This window comes from Streptomyces spongiicola (assembly GCF_003122365.1).
GTDB lineage: Bacteria > Actinomycetota > Actinomycetes > Streptomycetales > Streptomycetaceae > Streptomyces > Streptomyces spongiicola.
In genome coordinates this window covers 6608518-6631626 of sequence record NZ_CP029254.1, presented here as the reverse complement: position 1 = coordinate 6631626, position 23109 = coordinate 6608518, and the positions used below count along the sequence as shown (strand labels likewise).

The following is a 23109-nucleotide window of genomic DNA, read 5'->3' as shown; positions in this document are numbered from 1 at the left end:
TCCCCATCCGGACGAGCCCGGAGGCAGACCATGAAGCAGGACAACGCAGGAGAGCAGCAGCCCGAGAGCGGGCGGCGGCCGGCTCGGTACTTCACCGGGTCGGAGCGGCCCTTCGACCCCGAGGACCTGGTGATGGCGTCCGGCCGCGAGTGCACGCCCGAGAACGTGGCCCGTGCCCGCAAGGAGATAGCGGAGAAGGGCGCCGCCGCCCTGGAGCGCTATCTGCCCTGACGGCGGGCCTCGCGGCCGTCACCGTTCGCCACCGCCGCCCGCGGTCGGCGACCCTCACCGTGCCTACCCGGACCGGCCGTTCCCCAGGCGTCCACGGCACCGCGTCACCTCCGGCGCACCGGACACCGGATGCGCCGGAAAGGTACATTTGGGTACCAGATAGGTACCAGGCCGGCAGAGTCCGACCGACGGCCCCGGCACCGTCGGCGGTGCCGCCCCCTCCCGCCGGAGGACACCCATGCCCAGCTCCCCCACCCGCGGATCCGACGTCGGTGGCACACGGCCGGACCGGCCTGCGGCGCTCGGCGACCTGCCGGAGATCCCGGACTTCCGGACCGTCAGCGCGCTCGACGCGCGCGCCCTCTCGCTCGCACTGTTCCGGCGGCTCCGCACGCTCGAGGAGGGTTCGGCGGAGTACTCGTACGTCCGCAACACGCTGGTGGAACTGAACCTCAGCCTGGTGAAGTACGCCGCCGCCCGGTTCCGGGGCCGCAGTGAGCCCATGGAGGACATCGTCCAGGTCGGCACGGTCGGCCTGATCAAGGCGATCAACCGCTTCGACGTCGAGCGCGAGATCGAGTTCACCTCCTTCGCACTGCCCACCGTGGTCGGCGAGGTCAAGCGCTTCTTCCGCGACACCAGCTGGGCGGTGCACGTGCCGCGGCGGCTACAGGAACTCCGGCTGGATCTCGCAAAGGCGTACGACGTCCTGGAGCAGGACCTGGGCCGCGCGCCCACCCCGGCGGAGCTGGCCACCCACCTCGATCTCACGGAGGGGGAGGTCCTGGAGGGCCAGCAGGCCGCCAACGGCTACGTCGCCCGCTCGATAGAGCCGCTCCAGGACGACGAGGGCACGAGCCCCCTCGCCGGCCGTCTCGGCGACGAGGACCCGGCACTGCACGTCGTCGAGTGCCTGGAGTGCCTCAAGCCGCTGATCGCCCGGCTGCCGGAACGTGAACGCGCCATCCTGGCCCTGCGGTTCGGAGACGACCTGACCCAGGCCGAGATCGGCGAGCGGCTCGGCATCTCGCAGATGCACGTGTCCCGGCTGCTGACCAGGGTCCTGGCCGAACTGCGCGCGGCGCTGCTCGCGGACGAGGGCGGGCAGGAGCCGTGAAGGCGGCCCCCTGCCGGCCTCGGCGTCGCTCCACCGGGTCGCGCCGCCCCACCCGCGCCCGCCCCACCCGTGGCGTCACACCACCGGTCCCGTCACACCACCGGTCGCACCACATCTCCCGGGGTGCTCACGCGCCCCGGCGGGAAGGACGAACGACCGTACAAGCCCATGCCCGGAAAGGCAGGACGACACCGTGAACGCAGGGATCTGGAGCTACCCGGAGGGTTCGGGACACGCGCCCGGCGCACAGCTCGCCGGCTACCGCGTCGAGGCCACCGACGGGCACGTCGGCACGATCGACGAGCACTCCGGGGACGTGGGCCGCGCCCACCTCGTCGTGAACACCGGGCCCCGGGTGTTCGGCCACCGCCGACTCGTCCCGGCAGGGCTGGTCTCCCGCATCGACCACGAGCGCAGGACGGTGCAGCTCGACTGCGTCGGGAAGCGCGTCAGGGAAGCCCCGGACTTCGAGCAGGGGCGATACGACGACGACGCGGCCACCGTCCGCCTCATCGAACAGCACTACGCGAACCGGCATCTGTGACACCCGGCTCGCTCCCCCACCGGCCCGGGCCACTCACCCGCCCCGCTCAGGCCCCGTTGTTCGGCGGGGCCGCGCTGATGCCGGCGAGAACGGATCCCGGCTCCCGCGCCCTCTCGAGATCCCCCAGACTGACGACCCCGACCGGACGGCCGTCCTCCACCACCGCGAGCCTGCGCACCCCGTGTTCCCCCATGATCCTCATCGCCTGCCAGGCGTCCAGGTGCGGGCCGACCGTGAGAACGCCGGGAGTGCAGACGGAGCGGACCGGCATGGAGTGCGGATCGTGTCCCATGGCCACCGACCGCACCGCGATGTCCCGGTCCGTGAGCACACCGAGCAGCCGGCCGCTGTCCGCGACGAGGACGTCCCCCACATCCATGTCACGCATCAGCCGGGCTGCCTCGACGAGCGACGCCTCCGGCGGGAGTGCCAGCACTCCGGTCGTCATCACGTCCTTCACCAGCCGTGCCATGACTCGCCTCCCTTCCCTCACACTCCGCACCTGCCCCGGTTCCTCCCGGTTATCCCGGGACGGGGGCGCGCGAGGCGGGGACGGCGGACGGGACGGCCGGACCCGGAGGGCGCCCGACGCACGGGCGTACGGACGGCAGGGACGCAAGGGCGGACGGTAGGGGCCTGCGGACAGGACGTACGGTCGTGAGGACAGGACGTACGGACGGGGAACCCAAGGACCCATGGACCCAAGGACTCAGAGACCCAAGGACTCAGAGACGCAGGGACGCAGGGACGCAGGGACGCAAGGGACACGTCGCGGCGCAGGACACACGGGCACACGGGCACACAGGCACACAGGCACACAGGCACACAGGCGGGAACCAACCAGGCAGGAAGCCCCTTCGTCACACCGGGTGACGACCGGGGATGCGGGGGCGACCCGGCCGTGTTTGCCTGGCACATGGCCCCTGGCCCGGCCCCGTCAGGTGTCGGGCCCGGAAGGAGGAGCCATGGGTACAGCACGCGAACCGGCCAGGACCCCGGAGGAGCTCCGGCTCATGGCCGACGAACTCACCCGAGGCGCCGAACGCTGCAAGGAGCCCGAACACCGCGCCCGGCTGCACCGCAGGGCGGAGGAGCTGCGCCGCCAGAGCGACACCGGGGGCATCAGGGGCACCGGAAGCGCCGAGGAGAGGACGCCCGTGCACGCGCGGCAGGACACGCACCGCCCGCGGGGAGCTCGGGACCGTCGGGCGGAGCGGCCGCGCGGCAGCTGACCGTCAGGGCGCCGGGCCCGGGGCGGCGCCCGCGGGTGGAATCCGGTGCGGCACGCTGGAGACGAGATGACGATGCCCGAGCAGGGGCCGGTCGGGCCGGAGCCCGACCGGCTGGCCGACGCGGTCACCCGGCTGACCGCCGAACTCGCCGCGCTACGCCGCGAGGCCGCCCGCCGCCATCTGCTGGATCTGGCCGGCGGCGTGCTCGTCGCACAGCACTCCCTCACCCCCGGTGAGGCCGCCGACCACCTCGTCCGGCTGGCCGAGACGATGGACGTCGGCCCCGAGGACCTCGCCGCCGACATCGTCGACGGCGCCACCGGCCCGCCGGGCGCCGCTTCCGGAGATCCGCCGCCCGAGCGGGACGGCGGCCCGCGGACCGCGGACGATGCGGCGCGGTCCGGGTACGGCGAGGCCGGGAGCGCGGACCGCAGGGCGCGGTGGGCCGAGGCCGGCACCGAGGCGGCGGCACGGCTCGGCGGCACGGCCGACGAGATCGCCGCGACCCTCCTGGACGGCGGGCTCAGACCGCTGGGAGCCCGGGCACTGTGGCTGTTCCGCCGTACCGAGACGGACTGTCTGCAACTGGCGGGCCGGGCCGGGATGAACCCGCTGGAGGCGTCCCACTGGCGCTGGGTGCCGCCGACCGGGGGCAGCACGCTGCACCGGGTGCTCGGCGAGGGTACGCCGCTCTGGCTGCCCGACGGCACGGGCCCGGCGGAGGCACTGCCGGGGCCGGATCCCGGCGCGGCGCGGGCGGTCCTTCCGCTGCGGCAGCGCGGCGTGGTGACGGGACTCGCCCTCGTCGACTGGCCGGGCCCCGCGGTCCTGGACGAGCCCGTCCGGCGGGCGCTGACCGGGCTCGCCGCACCGGCGGCGAGAATCCTGGACGCAGCCGCCCCCGGCACCACCGAGCCCGGGGTGCTCGCCCCGCTGCTCGATCTGCTGACGCATCCGGCCATGGTCCTGCGCGCTGACATGGAGAGCGGCGCACTGCACGTCGAGCACCTCAACCGGCCGGCGCTGGACTCGGTCCGCCATGTGCACGGTCCCGCCGGCCGGCAGCTCGCCCAGGTGCTCCCCGCCATGCACGCCGACCTCGTGCGGCTGGCGGCGTCCGCTCGGGAGTCGGCGGCTCCGCAGCGGGCGGCCCGGGTCCCCGTGGAGCACCGGGTCGGCGGCCCGGACCCGCTGCACGACGTCCGGGTGCTTCCGGTCGGCCCGGACCGCACGGTGGTGCTCTGGCACGGCGCCACCGATCCCGGGCTCTCCCTCAGCCGGGTGCTCGGCCGGCTGGAGAACGTGGCCGCGTTCGAGGACGACCTGATCACGGGGGAATCGCGGTGGAGCGAGCAGGCCTACCGCATCTTCGGGCTCGAGCCGGGTACCTCCCCCGTGCCACTGCGGCGGCTGGCCCCGCATCTGCACCGGGAGGACACCGGCAGGCTCGACGAACTGCTGACGGCGCTGACACGGCGCAGGGAGGGCGGCGACACCGTGGTCCGGGCGGTCCGTGAGGACGGCGGACTGAGGCATCTGCGGATCGCCGCGGAGCCGCTGCTGACCGGCGGTGTGCTCAGCGGTATCACCGGTGTGTACCAGGACGTGTCGGCGCAGCACCACACGGAGATCGCGCTGAGCGCCACCTTCGACCGGCTGACCGCCGCGCAGACCCAGGCCGCGCTGCGGCAGCAGCTCGTACTCCAGCTCCAGCAGGCGATCGTCCCCGAGATGCCGGAGCTGCAGCGGCTACCCGGTCTCCAGGTGGCGGCCCGCTACCGGCCGGCCGCGGAGGAGTACCGGGTGGGCGGCGACTGGTACGACGTCCTGCCGCTGCCCGACGGCCGGGTGCTCGTGGTGACCGGGGACATCGCGGGGCACGGGATCGACTCGGTGACGGGCATGGTGGCGCTGCGCAACGCCCTGCGCGGACTGGCGTTCACCGGCCACCGTCCGGGCCGTCTGATGGCCTGGCTCAACGAGGTCACCCTGCACACGCACGGGGGGCCCACCGCCACCGCGGTCTGCGGCCTGTACGACCCTGCCGACCGTTCGCTGTGCTGGGCCAGCGCCGGCCACCTCCCGCCCGTACTGCTCCGCGACGGCGCCGCCGGTCTGCTCGAACCCCCGCAGAACATCCTCCTGGGCGCGGTCCCGGCGGTGACGTACAAGGAGACGGTGACGCGTCTGGAGCCGGGGGACACGCTGATGCTCTACACGGACGGGCTGGTGGAGAGCCGGCGCACCGGTATCGACCAGGGGCTGGAGAGGCTGCGGCGGGCGGTGGAGCGGCTCCGGCCCGCCGGTCCGGACGAGCAGGCGGACGCCCTGCTGACCGCGGTGACCGGTGACACCGACGACGACACGAGCCTGGTGGTCTTCCGGGTGTCCTGACAGCAGTCCCCTCCCGGCCGCCGGCGCCTCGCAACTCGCCGTCGGCCCCGACCGGCACGTCTGCGTCGTCGTCGGCGACCGCCCTACGACCCACGACCGGCCGCTCCCTCCCGCCGGACCCCACCACCGACTCCGTCCGGCTCGCGCCACCCCGACGACCGGCCATCCCGTCCGGCTGACCCCACCACCGACTCCGTCCGGCTCGCGCCACCCCGCTCCTCGGGGCGAGGCCCGTCGCCGGCGGGGGAGGGCGGCGGCTGCCGCCCTCCCCCGGGCAGGTCCGAGCGAACGCCGCCCGTGTCTCCCGCCCCCGTCAGTCCCGGTCCAGCCAGTGGCGCACGCGCTCTACCAGTTCGTGGGCGTCGACGGGTTTGGTGATGTAGTCGTTCGCCCCGGCCTCCAGACTGCGGGCCCGGTCCCCGGGCATCGCCTTCGCGGTGACCGTGATGATCGGCACGTCGGAGTAGCCGGGCGTGCCGCGGATCGCGGCGGTGGCCGTATGGCCGTCCATGCCGGACATCATCACGTCCATCACGATGAGGTCCACCTCCCGGTGCGCGGTGAGCAGTTCGATGCCGGAACGCCCGTCGGCCGCGGTGAGCACATGCGCTCCTTCGGCCTCCAGGATCTCGGTGATCGCGTACACGTTGCGCACGTCGTCGTCGACGACCAGGACGACACGTCCCGCGAGCGATCCGCCGTCGGGGGCCGGGGTCCCACCGCCCCGCTCCAGCGGCCCCTGACCGGTCCCCGGCACCTGACCGCGTGGCGGGGCGCCGCCGGCGGGCACGTAGAAGGTGAACTCGCTGCCCTCACCGAGCCGGCTCCTGGCGACGATCACGCCACCGAGGAGCTGGGCGACCTCCCGGCTGATGGAGAGCCCCAGCCCGGTGCCGCCGTAGCGGCGGCCGGTGGCCAGGGCGCCCTGCTGGAACGCGCCGAAGATGGTGTCCAGGTGTTCCGACGCGATGCCGACGCCGGTGTCCCGCACCCGGAAGGCGACCACCGGCACACCGCGCATCCGTTCGGGGAGTTCGCCGTCGGCGGCCCGCTGGACCCGGAGTTCGACTCCGCCTCGTTCGGTGAACTTCAGCGCGTTGGAGAGCAGGTTGCGCAGCACCTGCCGCAGCCGCGGTTCGTCCGTGGTGATCTCCGCCGGTACCCCGGGCACGGTCACGACCCGGAAGTCCAGTTCGCGCTCGGCCGCCAGGGGCCGGAAGGTCATCTCGACGTACTCCAGCAGCCGGCCCAGCGAGAACGGCTCGCGGTGGACGTCCATCTTCCCCGCCTCGACCTTCGACAGATCGAGGATGTCGTTGATCAGCTGGAGCAGGTCCGAGCCCGCGGAGTGGATCACCTCCGCGTAGTCGACCTGCTTCTCCGTCAGGTTCCCCTCGGGGTTCTGTGCGAGCAACTGGGCCAGGATCAGCAGGCTGTTGAGCGGGGTGCGCAGCTCATGGCTCATGTTGGCCAGGAACTCCGACTTGTACATCGACGTACGGGAGAGCTGCTTGGCCCGTTCCTCGAGTTCCTGCCTGGCCTGTTCGATCTCCAGGTTCTTGCGCTCGATGTCACGGTTGCGGTCGGCCAGCAGGGCCGCCTTCTCGGCGAGTTCGGCGTTCGAACTCTGCAGTTCCTCCTGCCGCACCTGCAGTTCCTGCGAGCGGGCGCGCAGTTCGGCGGTCAGCAGCTGGGACTGCTCCAGCAGCTCGTCGGTGCGGGCGTGGGCGATCAGGGAGCTGACGACGACGCCGACCGACTCGACGAACCGGCCCAGGAGGTCGCGTTGGAGACCGGAGAAGGGCCCCAGGGAGGCGAGTTCCACGGCGCCGAGAACCTGGTCCTCGAGGAGGATCGGCAGCACGATCAGCGCCGCGGGCGGTGCGGCGCCGAGTCCGGAGGAGATCGTGACGTAGCCGGGTGGCAGGCCGTCCACGGCCACGGTGCGGCGGCTCAGCGCGGCCTGTCCGACGAGGGACTCCCCGAGCCGGAAGCGCGCGGGCGGCTCGGACTCCGCCGCGGGCGGCGCGCCGTAGGAGGAGATCCTGACGAGTTCGATGCCGCCCTCCCCCGCGCCCGGTCCCCGACCGTCGCCGCCGCCCGGCCCGGCACCCGCCCCCTCGCCCTCGTCTGTCCCCTCGCCCTCGCCCTCACCAACGTCCGCACTCTCACCCACGTCCACGTCCACGTCCACGCCCAAGTCCACGTCCACGCCCACATCCCGTGCCCGCCCCCGGCCGGCGTCCGGCCCCTCGCCCGCGGGTACCGCCAGGTAGAACGCGCCGTACTGGGCCGACACGAGCGGTGGCAGCTCCTCCATGATCACGTGCGCCAGCTGGACGGGGTCGCGGCTGCCCTGCGTGAGTCCGGAGATCCGGGCGAGGTTGGTCTTGAGCCAGTCCTGCTCCTGGTTGGCGCGGGTGGTGGCGCGCAGCGACTCCACCATCGCGTTGATGTTGTCCTTGAGGTCTCCGACCTCGCCCGGCGCCTCCACGGTGATGGAGCGGGTCAGGTCCCCCTCGGCGACGGCGCTGGTGACCCCGGCGATGGCGCGGACCTGGCGGGTGAGGTTCCCGGCCAGCTCGTTGACGTTCTCGGTGAGCCGCTTCCAGGTGCCGGAGACGCCCTCGACCTCGGCCTGGCCGCCGAGCCGGCCCTCGCTGCCGACCTCCCGGGCGACCCGGGTGACCTCCGCGGCGAACGACGACAGCTGGTCGACCATCGTGTTGATGGTCGTCTTCAGCTCCAGTATCTCCCCCCGCGCGTCCACGTCTATCTTGCGGGTGAGATCGCCCCGGGCGACCGCGGTGGTGACCTGCGCGATGTTCCGCACCTGGTTGGTCAGGTTGGTGGCCATGGAGTTGACGTTGTCGGTGAGGTCCTTCCAGGTGCCGGACACCCCGCGGACGGTGGCCTGACCGCCCAGATCGCCTTCGGTGCCCACCTCGCGGGCCACCCGGGTGACCTCCTCGGCGAACGACGACAGCCGCTCGACCATCGTGTTGATGGTCTCCTTCAGCTCCAGGATCTCCCCCCGCGCATCCACCCGGATCTTCTGGGTCAGGTCGCCCCGGGCGACCGCGGAGGCGACCTGGGCGATCGACCGGACCTGGGAGGTGAGGTTGTCGGCCATGGTGTTGACGCCGGTGGTCAGCTCCTGCCACACCCCTCCCGCGCCCTCCACCCGGGCGTGCCCGCCGAGCCGCCCCTCGCCGCCGACCTCACTGGCGACCCGGGTGACCTCGGAGGCGACCAGCGACAACTGGTCGGCCATGCCGTTGTAGACGGCGGCGATCTCGCCCATGATCCCGCCGGCCTCCTCGGGGAGCCGGGAGGAGAAGTCGCCGTCGCGCACCGCGGAGAGCCCGGCCAGGATCTTCCGGAGCCCTTCCTCGCTCAGTTCCGCCGGTGGCCGTACCCGCTCCAGAGGCTCGCGCCCCGTGGCGGGCCGAGTGCGTCCCGGTTCGTCCATGGCCGACCTCGTGTGCCGAATCGTCCTGTGTCCCGTGGCCGAGGCCCGTTCCGGCGGCCGTCCGCCGACCCCGGCCCCGACCCCGGCCCCACTAACGACTCTCGCACGGGGAGACCGGCTCGGCGCCCCGTGGCCGCTCACGGCATCCGGGGTGCGGCGACCTCCGCCCACACCGTCTTCCCCGAGTCGCGGGGCATCGAGCCCCACGCCCGGGCGAGCCGGCCCAGCACCACCAGCCCGTGCCCGCCGGGCACCGCGGGGTCGGGGTGCGGACGCGGCCGGGGTGCCCGGGGACTGGCGTCGCTGACCTCGATCCGGAGCCGCTCGGGCGTGCAGTCGAGGACCAGCTCCAGCGGCCCTCCGGCGTGCAGACAGGCGTTGGTGACCAGTTCGGAGACGACCATCAGGACGTCCTCGGCGACCGCCCGCCGCTCCTCGTCCCAGTCCGGTTCGACGTCGGTGCCCGTGTCCCAGGCGTACGGGTCGTCCGACGGGGGGCGGGCGAGCCCCCCGGGCGGCAGCCACTCCCAGTCGGTGAGGGCCGTCGCGCTGAAGTCCCGGCAGCGGCCGACCACACCCCTCGTCCCCGAGATACCGAGGCGACGGGTCCGGCCCTGCCGGGAAGGTGCGGCGCTCACGGCTACTCCTGCCGCGGGACGGCGAGCGCCTCGCCGAGGCTCGCGTACCTGGGGAAGACCGCCGCCGCACCGGTGACGGCGAGCATGCGGGCCACCTGCGGCCGCAGCGCGGCGAGTTCCACCCGGGCCTCGCCGCCCTGTGCGGCCAGCCTCGCCCGCAGCAGCACGTTCAGCCCGGTGGAGTCGCAGAACCGCAGCTCGGCGCAGTCCACGACGATCCGCCGGGCCCCGCCCGCGACCGCGTTCCCCAGGGCCGAGCGCAGCGGTTCCGCCGTGTCGTGGTCGAGTTCCCCCGTGACCTGGACGACCACGACGCCCGCTTCGGGGCCCGGCCGTACCTCGACAGTGAACCGGCGGTCGCTGCTGCCACCGGGCCGGCCGTCCAGTCCTGACACCATGCGTCGCCCTTCGTCTCTGCCGATGCTCCGTCCCCGCCCTGCCGTCCGTCCCTGCCGATGCTCCGTTTCTGCCCTTCGTCCGTCCCTGCCGATGCTCCGTCCCCGCCCTTCGTCCGCGCCGGCGCTGAGCGCTCCGGGTCCGTACCCGCCGGCCGCGAACCCGACCATGGCACTGCCCTCGCGGCCTCGCGGCCTCGCACCCGCTCGGCGGGCTCGCGAAGGCAGCACCGCCCGGCCCTCCCCAGGCGTACCGCGTTCCGCCGGGCCTCATGCGGCGACTACCCGGCGCATGCATGACTAGGCTGAAATACCGGTTGTTTCTTCTCATCAGCGGCGAAAGCTGGCGCAGGCGATGAACGTGACCTCGGACTTCGAGCTACTGAGCGTGACGATCCAGGTGGAGGGGCGCCCCGACATGCACGTACGTCTCGCGCCCCCGGAGGATGGAGGCGCCGGGCCGCCACCCCCACCGCTGGTGCTGCGGGAAGGCTCGGAGTTCCGGGTACGGCTGGAGTTCGCCGTGGGCTCCGGCCGGGATCTGGAGGGGCTTCGGTTCGTCGACGAACGGACCCGGCAGGGCGTGACGGTCGGCCATCAGGAGATCCTGCTCGGCGACTACCGCCGCGGAGGCCCCTACGAGATCGTGCTGCCGCCGGAGCGGCTGCCCATCGGCCATATGGCCCGGGACGTCTACCAGGTCACCGGCACCTTCGCGGACAAGGACGGACGGCTCCTCGGCTGCGAGTCCCACAGCTTCGAGATCACCAAGGACTGGCCCCGGTGAGCGCCCCGTACCCGCGGAGCGCTCACCGGCACCACGAGCCGGTCGCCGCGTTCGGAGCGCCCCTCGCCGCCGCGCGTCCCCGCTGCGGCGCGACCGTCCCGGTGCACGGGGGGCGACTCGGAACCTCGCCCGGCGACCGACGCGGCTTCCGGCCCCTCGGGCTCTCCCGCACCTCGGGCTCTCCGGAACCTCGAGGTCTCCCGCGCCTCGGACTGCGCTGTCCAACGGAAGCCGCTGCTCGTCGGGCCATCCGGTACAGCGCGCCTCCCCGCACCCCTGACCTCACCGCTCCCCGCACCCCGGACCTCACCACATCCCGGACCTTCGGGCTCCCCGGACCTTCGGGCTGGGCGGACCTTCGGGCTGGGCGGGACCTCCCGGACCGGCGACCGACGCGCTCGCAGCCCCGGACGCTCTCCGTGCTCGGCGAATCGGACACCCGCCACGGCATGCGGTCCCAGGTCGTGCATTCGGCGCCCGGACGGCTCACGATGGCCTTGAGGCGAACGGAGGCCCCAGCAATGAGTACCTCTTCGACACGGATCACGGCCGCCCTGTCCACCGAGCACCGCGGCCGGCTGATGGAGATGGCCAAGGACGTCAAGTTCGCCGAAGGGGCTCGCGTCTTCGAGGAGGGCCGCCTCGCCGACCGGTTCTGGATCATCCGGTCCGGCACCGTCACCCTGGACATCCGGGTTCCCGGCCGCCGCCCCGCAGTGATAGAGAACCTCGGCTTCGGCGAACTCGTGGGCTGGTCATGGCTGTTCCCGCCGTACGTCTGGCAGTTGGGCGCCGAGGCCATGACCCCGGTGCGCGCCCAGGAGTTCGACGCGCTGCCCGTCCGGGGCCTGATGGAAGCCGACCCGGCGTTCGGCTCGGCGATAGGCCAGTGGGTCGGGCGCGTCCTGGCCCACCGGCTGCACTCGGCCCGGGTACGGCTGCTCGACCTGTACGCCCCGTACGGCAGCGGTCTCTCGGAGTGAGCTGAGCGGCCCGTCCCGCTCCAGCCGCCGACCCGCCGCGGGCGGTCCCCCCGGGCCGCGGTGTACGCCGCCGTGCCGGGAACCGGCCCGGCACCCGCCGTCGTTGCACCGTCGTACAGCCGTCGCACCGCGGTGCGCTCCACCGCCACGCACCGCCGCCCTACCGAGCCGCCCTACCGAGCCGCCCTACCGAGCCGCCCTACCGAGCCGTCCGTCCAACCGAGCCGTCCAACCGAGCCGTCCGTCCAACCGAGGAGCTGGGAAGTGCACCGTGAGCTATGAGGTCCGTGGCGGTCCGGAGACGCCCGCGGAGGTACGCGCCGGAAGCGGCCCCCGGGGCGGCCCCAGGCTCGTGGCCGTCAGCGACCTGCATGTCCGCTATGCCGAGAACCGCGAGATCACCGAAGGGCTGCACCCGGAGTCGGACGGGGACTGGCTGATCGTCGCCGGTGACGTCGGCGAGTACGTCGCCGATGTGCGCTGGGCACTGGAGCTGCTGGCCGGGCGGTTCGCCAAGGTGATCTGGGCACCGGGCAACCACGAGCTGTGGACACCCCCCGACGACCCGGTGCGCCTGCGCGGCGAGCAGCGCTACGAGCATCTGGTACGGGTCTGCCGGGAGCTGGGGGTCGTCACTCCCGAGGACCCGTTCCCGGTCTGGGGCGGCCCCGGCGGGCCGGTGGCGATCGCCCCGCTCTTCGTCCTCTACGACTACTCATTCCGGCCCGCCGGAACGCGTTCCAAGGAGGAGGCCCTGGCGGCCGCGGAGCAGGCCGGTGTGGTGTGCACGGACGAGTTCATGCTGCACCCGGATCCTCATCCGTCACGCGACGCCTGGTGCCGTGCCCGGCTGGAGATCACGGAGGCCAGGTTGGCCGAGGTGCCTGCGGACCTGCCGACCGTGCTGGTCAACCATTTTCCGCTGGTCCGCGAGCCCACCGGGGTCCTGTGGCACCCGGAGTTCGCACTCTGGTGCGGGACCGAGGCGACGGCCGACTGGCCGCGCCGGTTCCGCGCGTCCGCCGTCGTCTACGGCCATCTGCACATCCCGCGGCTGATCTGGTGGGAGGGCGTGCCGCACCAGGAGGTTTCGCTCGGCTATCCGCGGGAGTGGCGCAAACGCCCGGGAGCGCCCGGCCGTCCCGTGGAGGTCTTCCCGCTGGTACCGGACGGAGCACGCGCGTGATCGGCAAGCTGCTGCCCCCGCCGATCGCGGTCCGCGAGGCGTTCGGGGACCCGGAGGCGCCGGAGATGTACCCCGAGGAGCGCGCCGTCGTGGCGAAGGCCGTGCCGGAACGGCAGCGGGAGTTCGGCACGGTCAGGGTGTGCGCCCGCGGGGCGCTCGAAGAGCTCGGCTTCCCGCCCGGACCGATCCTGCCGGGGGCCGCGCGGGCTCCGCAGTGGCCGGCCGGCGCGGTCGGCGCGATGACGCACTGCCGGGGCTACCGGGCGGCCGCGGTGGCCCATGCCGCCGACGTGCTGACGATCGGCCTGGACGCCGAACCCCATCTGCCCCTGCCCGATCCGGGAGTCCGCGATCTGGTCACCCTGCCCGAGGAGCGCGCGACGCTGGACCGGCTCGGCTCCCTGCGCCCGGAAGTCTGCTGGGACCGGCTGCTGTTCAGCGCCAAGGAAAGCGTCTACAAGGCCTGGTATCCGCTGGCCCGGCGCTGGCTGGACTTCGAGGAGGCGGTCGTCACGATCGACCCCGACGACGCCACGTTCCGCGCCCGGCTGCTCGTGGACGGCCCGGTCGTCGGCGGGCAGCCGCTGAAGGGCTTCGAGGGGCGCTGGCTCGTCGAGTCGGGGCTGGTGGTCACGGCGATCGCGGTGGCGCGCTGACACTCGGTGGTCCGCTGACACGCGGCGGGGCTCGCCGCACCGGGGGCGGGCCCGCGGCCCGGGCTCCGTCGCGCGGATCGCGTTTCAGCCGACCGGGGGCGCGATCACGAGGAGGAGCCGGCCAGGGGGCAGGGAGGGACCGCACCGGATACGGAAGGGAGGGCCGCCATCAGCGACACCACCGAGCTGCGCACACGTCCGGGGGAGCCTTCCTCGGAGCGCGACGGCGGAGCGGGCTCGGACGGTCCCGCAACGGCCGGAGGAGTACGGGGGCGTACCGCGGGCGCGCGAAGTGCCGGCCGACTACGGGCACTTGCCGCTCACTCGGGGACAGGCCGGGGCAGATGACTGTCCGTGCACCACGGGAAGCTCCGGAAAAGACCGAGAGGGGCCCCGAGGGGCCCCTCTGAGCTGCTTCCATACCGTCGGGACGACAGGATTTGAACCTGCGACCCCTTGACCCCCAGTCAAGTGCGCTACCAAGCTGCGCCACGTCCCGGTGTGCGCTTCCCCCGGGGCCTGCCCCGGCCGAGCGCGCAGAAGAACACTACCTCAATACGCGCCGTGCCCGGAGACACGGCCCCAGCGTGCGCGGCGGGTCCGGCGTTGGGCCCGATCGGGGCCGAGGGGTGACAATCGGGGCGTGAGCAGGACGTCGAGGGATCGCGATGACGAGGGCAGGGCGCGCAGTGCGCGTCCGCGGGACGGGTTGGGCCGGCCGCTTCCGTACGGCGCGGAAGGGGTGGACCGGCAGCCGGAGGGGGTGGTCCGCTCGCCCGCGGAGACGCTGGCGGAGGCACAGCGGCTGCTGGACGCGGGGATGCCGTTCCACGCCCATGAGGTACTGGAGGACGCCTGGAAGTCCGGGCCGGACGAGGAGCGCGGACTGTGGCGGGGACTGGCGCAGCTGGCGGTGGGGCTGACACACGCCGCACGCGGCAATGCCGCGGGGGGCGCCGCGCTGCTGGCCCGGGGCGCGGAGTCCATCGCACCGTACGGAGCCGGAGGGCCGCACGGGATCGAGGGGCCGCACGGAGCCGAAGAACCCCACGGAGCCGAAGAACCCCACGGAGCCGAAGAACCCCACGGGGTCGAAGAACCCCACGGGGTCGAAGGGCCCCACGGGGTCGAAGGGCCCCACGGGGTCGAAGGGCCCCACGGGGGCGAAGGGCCCCACGGGGTCGATGTCGCCGGGCTGGCCTGCTGGGCGGCGGCGCTCCGCGACGATCTGCGCGAGGACGGGGGCCCGGTCCCCGCGGCGGCGCGGGCGCCACGGCTGCGCACGGGCTGAGCGTTCGCCGGGAGGACCGGGGCAGCCGCCGTTCCGAGCGGGCCTCGCGGCACGTCGTCGTACGGCGTGGCGGCTCCGGTCCCGGCCGAGGTCCCGACCGAGATCCCGACCGAGATCCAACCGAGATCCCGACCGAGATCCAACCGAGGTCCCGGCCGAGCGGGAGGAGCCGCGGGCCCGTCCACCGGGCCGGGGCCGCTACCCGGGGCCGGCCGATGGCGGACGCCCCGGCGCCGCGCTCACCGCATGGAGAGCAGGGGGCCGGTGAGCGTCAGTCCGAGGTCGTGGGCCGCGTAGGCGAAGAAGGCCGACATCACCAGCGCAGCGCCGCCGAGGGCGAGGTCCTTCAGGAACGAGATCTGTTCCGTCTGGCGCGTCCGGGGGTCGGTCTCCTTCCAGAAGGCGTGCATGACCAGCGCCGTGGGGAAGAGGAAGAGCGCGATCAGCAGGGCGCCCAGGTCCGCCCAGACGCCGAGCACGACGCTCAGGCCGCCGAGGAGCATGAGCACCCCGCTGAGCAGGGTCGCGGCCTCCGCTGCGGGCAGGCCCCTGGACGCGGCGTAGGCGCCCAGCTGCTTGTGCTGGGTGAGGTGCCCCACCGCGGAGTAGAGGAACACGAGCGCGAACAGGACGCGCCCGATCAGGACCAGGACATCCACGCCGACCTCCGCGGGTTCTGGGCGACGGCCCCCGCCTCCCATTGTCCGTCGGGCCGGCCGGGCGCTCAGCTCGAAGCGCCGCCGCAGGTCAGCGGGGCGAGAAGGCGGGATCGGCGACCGCTCGAGGGGGGCTGTGCGGGGGGTGACAAGGGTTTTCCCCGTATCGGGTTCACCTCGGCGTTCCCTACTGTCTGCCGCACCGGCGAATCCCGGCCATCTGCATGTCAGGTACATGCTGACTCTGGGTGATGTCCGGTGGCGGCTCTTGACCAGGGGCCGTCGCGCAGGAGGCGGCGCACGGGCGTACCCGGCCCGGGGCTCCGCGGATCGCACCCCCACGGCGAACCGCGGACGCGATGCGCCGCCCCTCTGCTTCCGCACCGTCAGTTGAAAGGGATCATCTTGAACGGTTCCGGACGGAGACTCATATCCGTCGTGGCCGCGAGCGCCACGATTCTGGGCGCCGCCGCCACTTCCTCCGTGGCGTTCGCCGCCGCCTCGGGGGAACCCTCGCCGAAGCCCGCCCCGGTTTCGCAAGCGATGACCGAACTGCCCGACTCGCCCGTCGAGAAGGTCATCGTCACCTACAAGTCCCAGGCAGAGGAAGCGGGTTCGAACACCGCCGCAGCCGGGGACGCCAAGGCCAAGGGCGCCCAGACCGGGGAGAGCCTGCGCTTCGAGCGCCGCCTCGCCGGCGGTGCCGCCCTCGTCGACCTGGGCGGGGAGGCCTCGAAGAAGGACCTCACCGAGGTCATGGACGCCTTCCGCGCCGACCCCTCGGTCGCCTCGGTGGAGCCGGACATCCGCGCGTACGCGATGGCCGTCACCCCGAACGACACCGAGTACGCCAAGCAGTGGGACCTGTTCGAGGCCACGGGCGGCATGAACGTGCCCGGCTCCTGGGACAAGACCACGGGCAGCGGTGTCACCGTCGCCGTCATCGACACCGGCTACGCCGCCCATACGGACCTGGCGGCCAACACCGTCCCCGGCTACGACTTCATCTCCAGCTCCTCGGAGGCCCGTGACGGCGGCGGCCGCGACGGCGACCCCAAGGACGAGGGAGACTGGAACCTCACCGACGGTGAGTGCGGCCCCGACTCCAAGGCGGGCAACTCGTCGTGGCACGGCACGCACGTCGCCGGCACCATCGCCGCGACCACGAACAACGGCAAGGGCGTCGCGGGCATCGCGTACAACGCGAAGGTCCAGCACGTGCGGGTGCTCGGCAAGTGCGGCGGCTCGTCCTCGGACATCGCCGACGCCATCACCTGGGCGTCCGGCGGCAGCGTGCCCGGAGTCCCGGCCAACACGACCCCGGCGAAGGTCGTCAACCTGAGCCTCGGCGGCCCCAGCTTCAGCTGCCCCAGCGTCTACCAGAACGCCATCAACGGCGCCGTGTCCCGCGGCACCACGGTGGTGGTGGCGGCGGGCAACAGCAACGCCAACGCATCCCGGTTCACCCCGGCCAACTGCGCCAACATCATCAACGTGGCCTCGACGAACCGCGACGGCGGCCGGTCCTTCTACTCCAACTACGGCTCGGTCGTGGACGTGTCGGCGCCCGGCGGCGAGACCCGCCGCGCCACCGACACCCCGGGCACCGTCACCACCCCCGAGAACGGCATCCTCTCCACGCTGAACTCGGGCGCCACCACCCAGTCCGCCGAGAACTACAAGCCCTACCAGGGCACTTCGATGGCCGCACCGCACATCGCCGGTCTCGCCGCCCTGCTGGAGTCGGTCAAGCCGTCGCTGGCCCCGGCCGACATCGAGTCGGCGATCAAGGCGAACGCCCGTCCGCTGCCCGGCACCTGCTCCGGTGGCTGCGGCGCCGGGATCGCCGACGCCACGAAGACGGTCGACGCGGTCACCGGCACCGCACCCGGGGGCACGACCTTCACCAACGGCGCCGACGTCGCGATCTCGGACAACTCGACGGTCACGTCGTCGATCGCGGTGACCGGCCTCACCGGCAACGCCCCGGCCGCCCTCAAGGTCGACGTGGACATCAAGCACACCTGGCGCGGTGACCTGGTCATCGACCTGATCGCCCCGGACGGGACCGTGCGCAACCTGAAGACCTCCTCCGGCTCGGACAGCGCCGACAACGTCCTCGCGACGTACACGGTCGACGCCTCCGGCGAGGTCGCCAACGGGACCTGGAAGCTCCAGGTCCGCGACGTGGCATCGGGTGACACCGGCTACATCGACAGCTGGAGTCTCACTTTCTGATACAGCGGCAAGACCGGCATCCACGCAGGTCAGGGGCGCGTCTGTGGGCACTGTCCACGGGCGCGCCCCGCTGCCGGTCCGGTACGGACCTGTCCGCATGCCGGACACCGGGCCTGGACTGGGCCGAGCGGGTTCGTATTCTCTGCTCCAACGGGCAGGGGGCCCGCGCGCCGGAAGGTGGTGGGGGTACGTGAACATCGGTGCGTACCCGCCTTCGCGCGCGGGCACGGAGGGACCCCGCGTCCCGGTCGGCCGGGCCGAACTCCTCGACCGCCTCGACCGCGTACTGCACTCCGGCGGGCGCGCCCTCCTCACAGGCCCCGCGGGGGTCGGCAAGTCCGAGGTGGCGCTCGCCGTCGCGGCACGCGCCGAGGCACGCGGCGAGCACGTGCTGTGGCTCGCCACGCTCCCCACCGACCGCGGGACCCCGGGCGCGGCCGCCGCCACGCTGGTGGCCTCCGTCGCCGCGTCGGCGAACGGCGACGGACCCCGGACGGGCCCCGCGTCCGGCGGCGGAAGCACGGACGGGGCACAGGACGTCCTCCGGGGGCTGCCCGGCCCGCAGCGCGCCGCCGTGGCGATGCTGTGCCGGGAGGCACCCGTGCCCGAGAAGGGCTGGGACCGCATCGCCCTGCGACTGGCCGTCGCCGGGATCCTCCGCACCCTCGCCGCCCGCAGTCCGGTCCTGCTCGTCGTCGACGGGGTGCAGCGGATGGATCCCGAGAGCGCGGACCTGCTGCGCTTCGCCCTCCATCTGGCCCCGCCCGCGCTGCGGGCCGTCGCCGTGGAGACCCCCGACGCGGAGGCGTACGGCCCCGGCTTCCCCGGCGAAGGCCCGGAACCCCTGTGGGTTCCCTCCGAGGCGGATGTGCTGAACGTGCCGCCGCTGCACGCCGACGAGATCGCCGAACTCCTCATCCACCACCGCCTCCCGTCCCGCATGGCCGGACGCATCCACCGGGCCAGCGGCGGCAACCCGCGACTCGCACTCGCCATCGGCCGCTCCCTCGCCGACGCACGCACACCGGTGCACCACGCCGAAGCGCTCTCCCTGTCGGGCCGCGCCCGCGACCTCGCCCGGCAGCTCCTCGGCGTGGCCTCCCCCGCGGTGCGCGCCACGCTGCTGCTCGCCGCGCTCGCGCTGCGGCCGTCGGCGTCGCTGATCCGCCGGGCCGGCCGCCCCACCGCGGAGGCCGACCTCGCCACGGCCGAACGGGCCGGGCTGGTCACCCTCACCGAGGACGGGTCCGTGGCCTTCACGGCCGGAGTGCTGCCGTCGACGCTCGTCCACGACGCCTGCTGGACCGAACGCAGCCAGGGACACGCCGCGCTCGCGCGGGTCGTGGACGACCCGGTGGAGGAGGTCCGGCACCGCGCTCTCGCCACGGACGTGCCCGACGAGCTGCTGGCCGCCGAGGTGACCGCGGCGGCCGAGGCAGCGCGGCGCCGGGGCAACAGCGCCCTGGCGGCCGAACTCGCCCTGCTCGCCGCGGAGAGCACACCCGGCCGGGAGGGACGGCAGCGGATCGCCCGGCTCGTGGACGCCGCGGAGGAGGCGGCCCGTGCCGCGCGGGCCGACCTGGCGGTGCGCGCCGCCACCGACCTCCTCTCCCGGGACGCCGCCCCCGCCGAACGGGTACGCGCCCGGCTCGCGGTACTGGACACCGCGGGACAGGGGCTCACCGGCCTCGACGAGATCTATGTGCACGCGATGGAGGACTCCGAGGGCGACACCGCGCTGCGCGCCGCGGTACAGCTCCGCCTCGCGGTGAAGTACGTACTCGCCGACGGCGACCCCGTGCGCTCGCGGGCGGCCGCCGTCGACTCGGCCGAACTGGCCTCCTCCGTCGGCGACGCGAAGACGGCGGCCAGGGCGCTGACCGTCCGGGCCCGCATGGAGCGCTTCCTGGGCTGGCCGGACGCCGAGCGGGTGCTCGCCGAGGCGCGGGCCCTGGAGACGGTCGAGCAGCCGCCGGGGGTCCGCAACGCCGCCCGGATACTGGCGATCCGCCACGCCCTGTTCGACGACCGGCTCGGCGACGCCCGGGACCAGCTGAACGCCCTGCTGCCGCTGGTCGAGCAGCGCGGCACCGTCGAGGACGCCATCGAGCTGTTCAACACGTCCGCCGAGGTCGAGGCGCGCCGGGGGCAGTGCGCGGTGGCGCTGTCCCACGCCGGCCGGTCGCTGGCCCTGACCCTGGAGGCCGGTCTCTCCCCGGGCCCCGCCTGGTACTCGCTGGCCCTCGCCGAGACGGCGGGCGGCAGCTTCGCCCGCGCCGCCGGCTACGCCCGCCGCAGCGCCCAGGCGTCCGAGGAGGAGGGCGACCACGTCTTCCTGTCGCGCAGCCTCTACGCGCTCGGCCGGATCCAGCTCGTCACCGGCGACGTGGCCAACGCCCTGGAGACGCTGCGCCGGGTCCAGGCCGGGGAGCGGGCGCAGAGCGCCGTCGACCCGTCCATGCTGCGCTGGCATGAGGAGCTGGCCGAGGCGCTGCTCGCCAACGACGCCCCCGAGGAGGCCGCCGACGTACTGGCCGGCGTCCGCCCGGTCGCGGAGCGGCTGGGCCGTACGACGGTGCTGCTCGGCTGCGACCGGGTGGACGCGCTGTGCCTGGCGGCGGGCGGGAAGTCCGACGAGGCGGCCGTGCTGCTGGCGGACACCGCCGACCGGTTCGGCGGCGCGGGACTGCCGCTGGAGCGCGGCCGGGCGCTGATCGCGCTCGCCCGGGTGGAGCGCCGCCGCCGCAGGCGTTCGGCCGCCCAGCAGGCGTTGCAGGCGGCGGCCGCGGTCTTCGAGCGGTCGGGCGCGGCGCCCTGGCTGGCGCTGGTGTCGGAGGCCCCGTCGGGGACGTCCGATTCCGCACCCTCCCGCGCCGGCGCCCTGCCGGCGCTGACGGAGGCGGAGCTGCATCTGGCGCTGCTCGTGGGGCAGGGCGCCAGCAACCAGGAGGCGGCCGCGCGGCTGTACCTCAGTGTGAAGACGGTCGAGGCCCGGCTGACCCGCATCTACCAGAAGCTGGACGTCCGTTCGCGGGCGCAGCTGGCCGGGGCGCTGGGCGCCTGGCCGGGGCTGAGGCCGCCGCCGGTCCTCGCGGACGGCCCGGCCGCCGGCTGAGCACGGCAGTGCGGAGAGGTCCGTCCGTCCGGGGCCTTCGCGGGGAGCGGGGCCGGACCGGAGCACCGCGAGGGCCCGCGCCGGCCGCGGCACCGGCCGGGGCGGAAGGCAACGCCCCCGGGAACACCGGAACCATCCAGCGCGCCGATCGCCACGAGGACGCTCCGGCGGCACGCACCCCGGAACACCGGGACCATCCCCGCGTCCCCGCCCCGGGCCGGACCGCTCCGGCCGGGGTGGGGCGGGCCGGGCGGGAGCGGTCCGGGCGGTCCGGGAGCGGTCCGGGCCGGGCGGGAGCGGTCCGGGCGGGGCGGGAGCGGTCCGGGCGGGGCGGGAGCGGTCCGGGCGGGGCGGGCCGCGGCCGCGGCCGCGGCGCTGGGCGCCGGTGGCACTGCTCCGGTGGCACTGCTCCGGTGGTCACCGTGACGCGCGGGGCTCCGTACCGCTGCCCGCGACCGTCCAGAGCAGCACCATGGTCACCGCGCACAGGGCGGCTCCGAAGCCGACGCTCACCTGGCAGCCCTGGATGAAGTCCCGCGTCGCGATCTCCGCGACGGAAGCGCGCTGCTCCAGCGAGGCCCCGGGCACTGGTCTGCCGGGGCCGATCTCGGCCGGGTAGGCGTGGGGGTTGGCCTCCTGGATGATCCGGTCGGCGATCGTCCGGCGGGCCGCGGCGTCCGGGACCGCTTCGCGCAGGTCGGTGTTGAGGCTCCGGCCCAGCCAGACGGCGAGGATGCTGCCGAGGACCGCGAAGCCGAAGGTGGAGCCGATGGCCCGCTGGGCGCTCATGATGCCGGAGGCCATCCCCGCCCGGTCCACCGGCACCGAGCTCATCGCCAGGGCGGTGACCGGGGTGGCGAGGAGGGCCACCCCGGCGCCGCAGAGGAAGAGGCCGGCTGCGACCACCGCCACGGAGACGGGCATCCCCAGGGCGATGACGACCAGCCCGGCGACCAGCAGCGGCTGGCCGGTCCTGGCGACCGGCAGCGGCCCGACCCGTGCCGCCAGCCGGCCGGCGATCGGGGAGAGCAGCATGATGTTGAAGGCGAACGGGAGGATCAGCAGCCCGGCCGCCGCCGGGGTGTACTCCTCGATGTTCTGGAAGTACTGCGTGACGACCAGCAGCATCCCGTACGCGCTGAAGAAGGCCGAGAAGATCGTCGCGATGCCCACGGCGTAGGCGCGGTGGCGGAAGAGGCGGACGTCCATCATCGGGTTCGGGTTCCGGTACTCGTAGCGGGCGAAGAAGGCGAGCCCCACCACGCCGACCACCAGCAGGGTCAGGATCCGGGCCGACGTCCAGCCGGCCTTCTGGCCTTCGATCAGCCCGTAGGCCAGGGACCCGACGGCGACCACGAACAGCAACTGGCCGCCCCAGTCGAAGCCGCGGGGAGTCTTCTCCCGGGACTCGGCCACATAGCGGACGGTCATCACCAGGACCAGCACTCCGACCGGCACATTGACCATGAACACGGCCCGCCAGCTGACGCTCTCGGTCAGCACGCCCCCGACCGTGGGGCCCAGGGCGGTCGCCACACTCGCCACGCCGGTCCACAGCCCGATGGCCTTCGCCCGCTCGTCGTCGTCGGAGAACGCGGCGCTCACCAGCGCCAGCGACGTCACGGTCACCGTCGCGGCCCCGATGCCCTGCACGGCGCGGGCGATGGCCATGGGGACGAGCCCGGGCGCCAGGCCCGCGGCGGCCGAGGCGAGGGTGAACACCGAGACGCCGACGACGAACAGGAGCCTGCGCCCGAACCGGTCCGCCGCGGTCGCCCCGGCCATGATGAACACCGCCATACCGATGGAGTACGCGGTGACCACCCACTGGAGACCCGACTCGCCGACGCCGAAGTCCCGCTGGATGTCCGGCAGGGCCACGTTCGCGATGAGGGCGTCGAGGAAGACCATGAAGAGGCCGAGTCCGGTCGCCACGATGGTCAGGACCTGGGTTCTCGTCCAGGGACTTGCTGTTCGCTGCTTTGTGTGACGCATCGTCACACGCTAAGGCCAGGCCGGCGCTCCCCGGTGGATCAGCGCGCTGCGCGGATGCCGGAAGCCGGGAACTCTCCCGGGTGGGGCCGGGCGATCGGGCACACCGCCACCGCGGCGGCGAAATGCGGCGTTGTCTCCGGAATCGTCTCGCTCCGTTGACTATGCTCGGGACGCCCCTG

The 23109-nt window shown here is 73.8% G+C and carries 17 protein-coding genes, 1 tRNA gene and 1 pseudogene; 12 read left to right on the top strand and 7 right to left on the bottom strand.

The features are described from left to right. The first annotated feature begins 30 nt into the window (after positions 1-30). From DDQ41_RS28795 to DDQ41_RS28785, 3 genes are all read left to right on the top strand, one after another. Positions 31-231 (top strand): hypothetical protein, encoded by a 201-nt coding sequence (locus tag DDQ41_RS28795; RefSeq protein ID WP_109297085.1) that lies wholly within the window; start codon positions 31-33, stop codon positions 229-231. 238 nt (positions 232-469) lie between these two features. Beyond that, positions 470-1348: a SigB/SigF/SigG family RNA polymerase sigma factor gene (locus DDQ41_RS28790; protein ID WP_109297084.1), complete on the top strand. Its 879-nt coding sequence runs from the start codon at positions 470-472 to the stop codon at positions 1346-1348. Between the two features lie 193 nt (positions 1349-1541). Then, on the top strand, positions 1542-1892 hold the full coding sequence (locus DDQ41_RS28785) for a PRC domain containing protein (protein ID WP_109297083.1): 351 nt from the start codon (positions 1542-1544) through the stop codon (positions 1890-1892). A gap of 46 nt (positions 1893-1938) precedes the next feature. On the opposite strand, the gene DDQ41_RS28780 is transcribed toward DDQ41_RS28785, so the two are convergent. Then, a complete protein-coding gene (locus tag DDQ41_RS28780; RefSeq protein WP_109297082.1) occupies positions 1939-2364 on the bottom strand; it encodes a CBS domain-containing protein in 426 nt (141 codons plus the stop codon). A 493-nt stretch (positions 2365-2857) separates the two neighbouring features. Between DDQ41_RS28780 and DDQ41_RS28775 the strand changes: the two genes are divergently transcribed. Beyond that, complete coding sequence (locus DDQ41_RS28775) at positions 2858-3124, top strand: DUF6381 family protein (RefSeq protein ID WP_109297081.1); 267 nt, start codon at positions 2858-2860, stop codon at positions 3122-3124. Positions 3125-3190: 66 nt separating this feature from the next. Continuing rightward, a complete protein-coding gene (locus tag DDQ41_RS28770) occupies positions 3191-5518 on the top strand; it encodes a SpoIIE family protein phosphatase (RefSeq protein ID WP_109297080.1) in 2328 nt (775 codons plus the stop codon). Positions 5519-5831: 313 nt separating this feature from the next. Here DDQ41_RS28770 and DDQ41_RS28765 read toward each other — a convergent pair whose 3' ends face one another. From DDQ41_RS28765 to DDQ41_RS28755, 3 genes are all read right to left on the bottom strand, one after another. Further along, positions 5832-8990, bottom strand: a complete 3159-nt coding sequence (locus tag DDQ41_RS28765) for a HAMP domain-containing protein (protein ID WP_109297079.1) — start codon at positions 8988-8990, stop codon at positions 5832-5834. 137 nt (positions 8991-9127) lie between these two features. Continuing rightward, positions 9128-9628 carry an ATP-binding protein gene (locus DDQ41_RS28760; protein WP_394342164.1) on the bottom strand — a complete coding sequence of 167 codons (501 nt, stop codon included), beginning with the start codon at positions 9626-9628 and terminating at the stop codon, positions 9128-9130. A gap of 2 nt (positions 9629-9630) precedes the next feature. Beyond that, the gene (locus DDQ41_RS28755; RefSeq protein WP_109297077.1) at positions 9631-10026 is read right to left on the bottom strand and encodes an STAS domain-containing protein; all 396 of its coding nucleotides are present in this window, start codon (positions 10024-10026) and stop codon (positions 9631-9633) included. 352 nt (positions 10027-10378) lie between these two features. On the opposite strand from DDQ41_RS28755, the gene DDQ41_RS28750 reads away from it, so the two are divergent. The 4 genes from DDQ41_RS28750 (at position 10379) to DDQ41_RS28735 (ending at position 13635) form a co-directional block, all read left to right on the top strand. Beyond that, the gene (locus DDQ41_RS28750; protein ID WP_109297076.1) at positions 10379-10810 is read left to right on the top strand and encodes a rho GDP-dissociation inhibitor; all 432 of its coding nucleotides are present in this window, start codon (positions 10379-10381) and stop codon (positions 10808-10810) included. Between the two features lie 521 nt (positions 10811-11331). Next, a complete protein-coding gene (locus DDQ41_RS28745; RefSeq protein WP_109297075.1) occupies positions 11332-11793 on the top strand; it encodes a Crp/Fnr family transcriptional regulator in 462 nt (153 codons plus the stop codon). 271 nt (positions 11794-12064) lie between these two features. Further along, positions 12065-12979 (top strand): metallophosphoesterase family protein, encoded by a 915-nt coding sequence (locus tag DDQ41_RS28740; protein ID WP_109297074.1) that lies wholly within the window; start codon positions 12065-12067, stop codon positions 12977-12979. Beyond that, positions 12976-13635 (top strand): 4'-phosphopantetheinyl transferase family protein, encoded by a 660-nt coding sequence (locus DDQ41_RS28735; RefSeq protein ID WP_109297073.1) that lies wholly within the window; start codon positions 12976-12978, stop codon positions 13633-13635. Before DDQ41_RS28740 ends, DDQ41_RS28735 begins: the two co-directional genes overlap by 4 nt. Before the next feature lie 425 nt (positions 13636-14060). Here DDQ41_RS28735 and DDQ41_RS28730 read toward each other — a convergent pair. Further along, positions 14061-14134 (bottom strand) — tRNA-Pro (locus tag DDQ41_RS28730). Between the two features lie 144 nt (positions 14135-14278). Here DDQ41_RS28730 and DDQ41_RS28725 point away from each other — a divergent pair. Next, positions 14279-14656, top strand: a pseudogene (locus DDQ41_RS28725) (DUF309 domain-containing protein); the annotation flags it as partial. A 509-nt stretch (positions 14657-15165) separates the two neighbouring features. Here DDQ41_RS28725 and DDQ41_RS28715 read toward each other — a convergent pair. Further along, on the bottom strand, positions 15166-15585 hold the full coding sequence (locus DDQ41_RS28715) for a DoxX family protein (protein WP_109297072.1): 420 nt from the start codon (positions 15583-15585) through the stop codon (positions 15166-15168). Positions 15586-16125: 540 nt separating this feature from the next. Here DDQ41_RS28715 and DDQ41_RS28705 point away from each other — a divergent pair. Next, entirely contained in the window at positions 16126-17820 is a 1695-nt protein-coding gene (locus tag DDQ41_RS28705) for a S8 family peptidase (RefSeq protein WP_109297070.1), read from the top strand. A 190-nt stretch (positions 17821-18010) separates the two neighbouring features. Continuing rightward, positions 18011-20935 carry a helix-turn-helix transcriptional regulator gene (locus tag DDQ41_RS28700; protein ID WP_109297069.1) on the top strand — a complete coding sequence of 975 codons (2925 nt, stop codon included), beginning with the start codon at positions 18011-18013 and terminating at the stop codon, positions 20933-20935. Between the two features lie 417 nt (positions 20936-21352). Here the strand turns inward: DDQ41_RS28700 and DDQ41_RS28695 are convergent, their stop codons facing one another. Further along, a complete protein-coding gene (locus DDQ41_RS28695; protein ID WP_109297997.1) occupies positions 21353-22930 on the bottom strand; it encodes a DHA2 family efflux MFS transporter permease subunit in 1578 nt (525 codons plus the stop codon). Between the last annotated feature and the right edge of the window lie 179 nt (positions 22931-23109).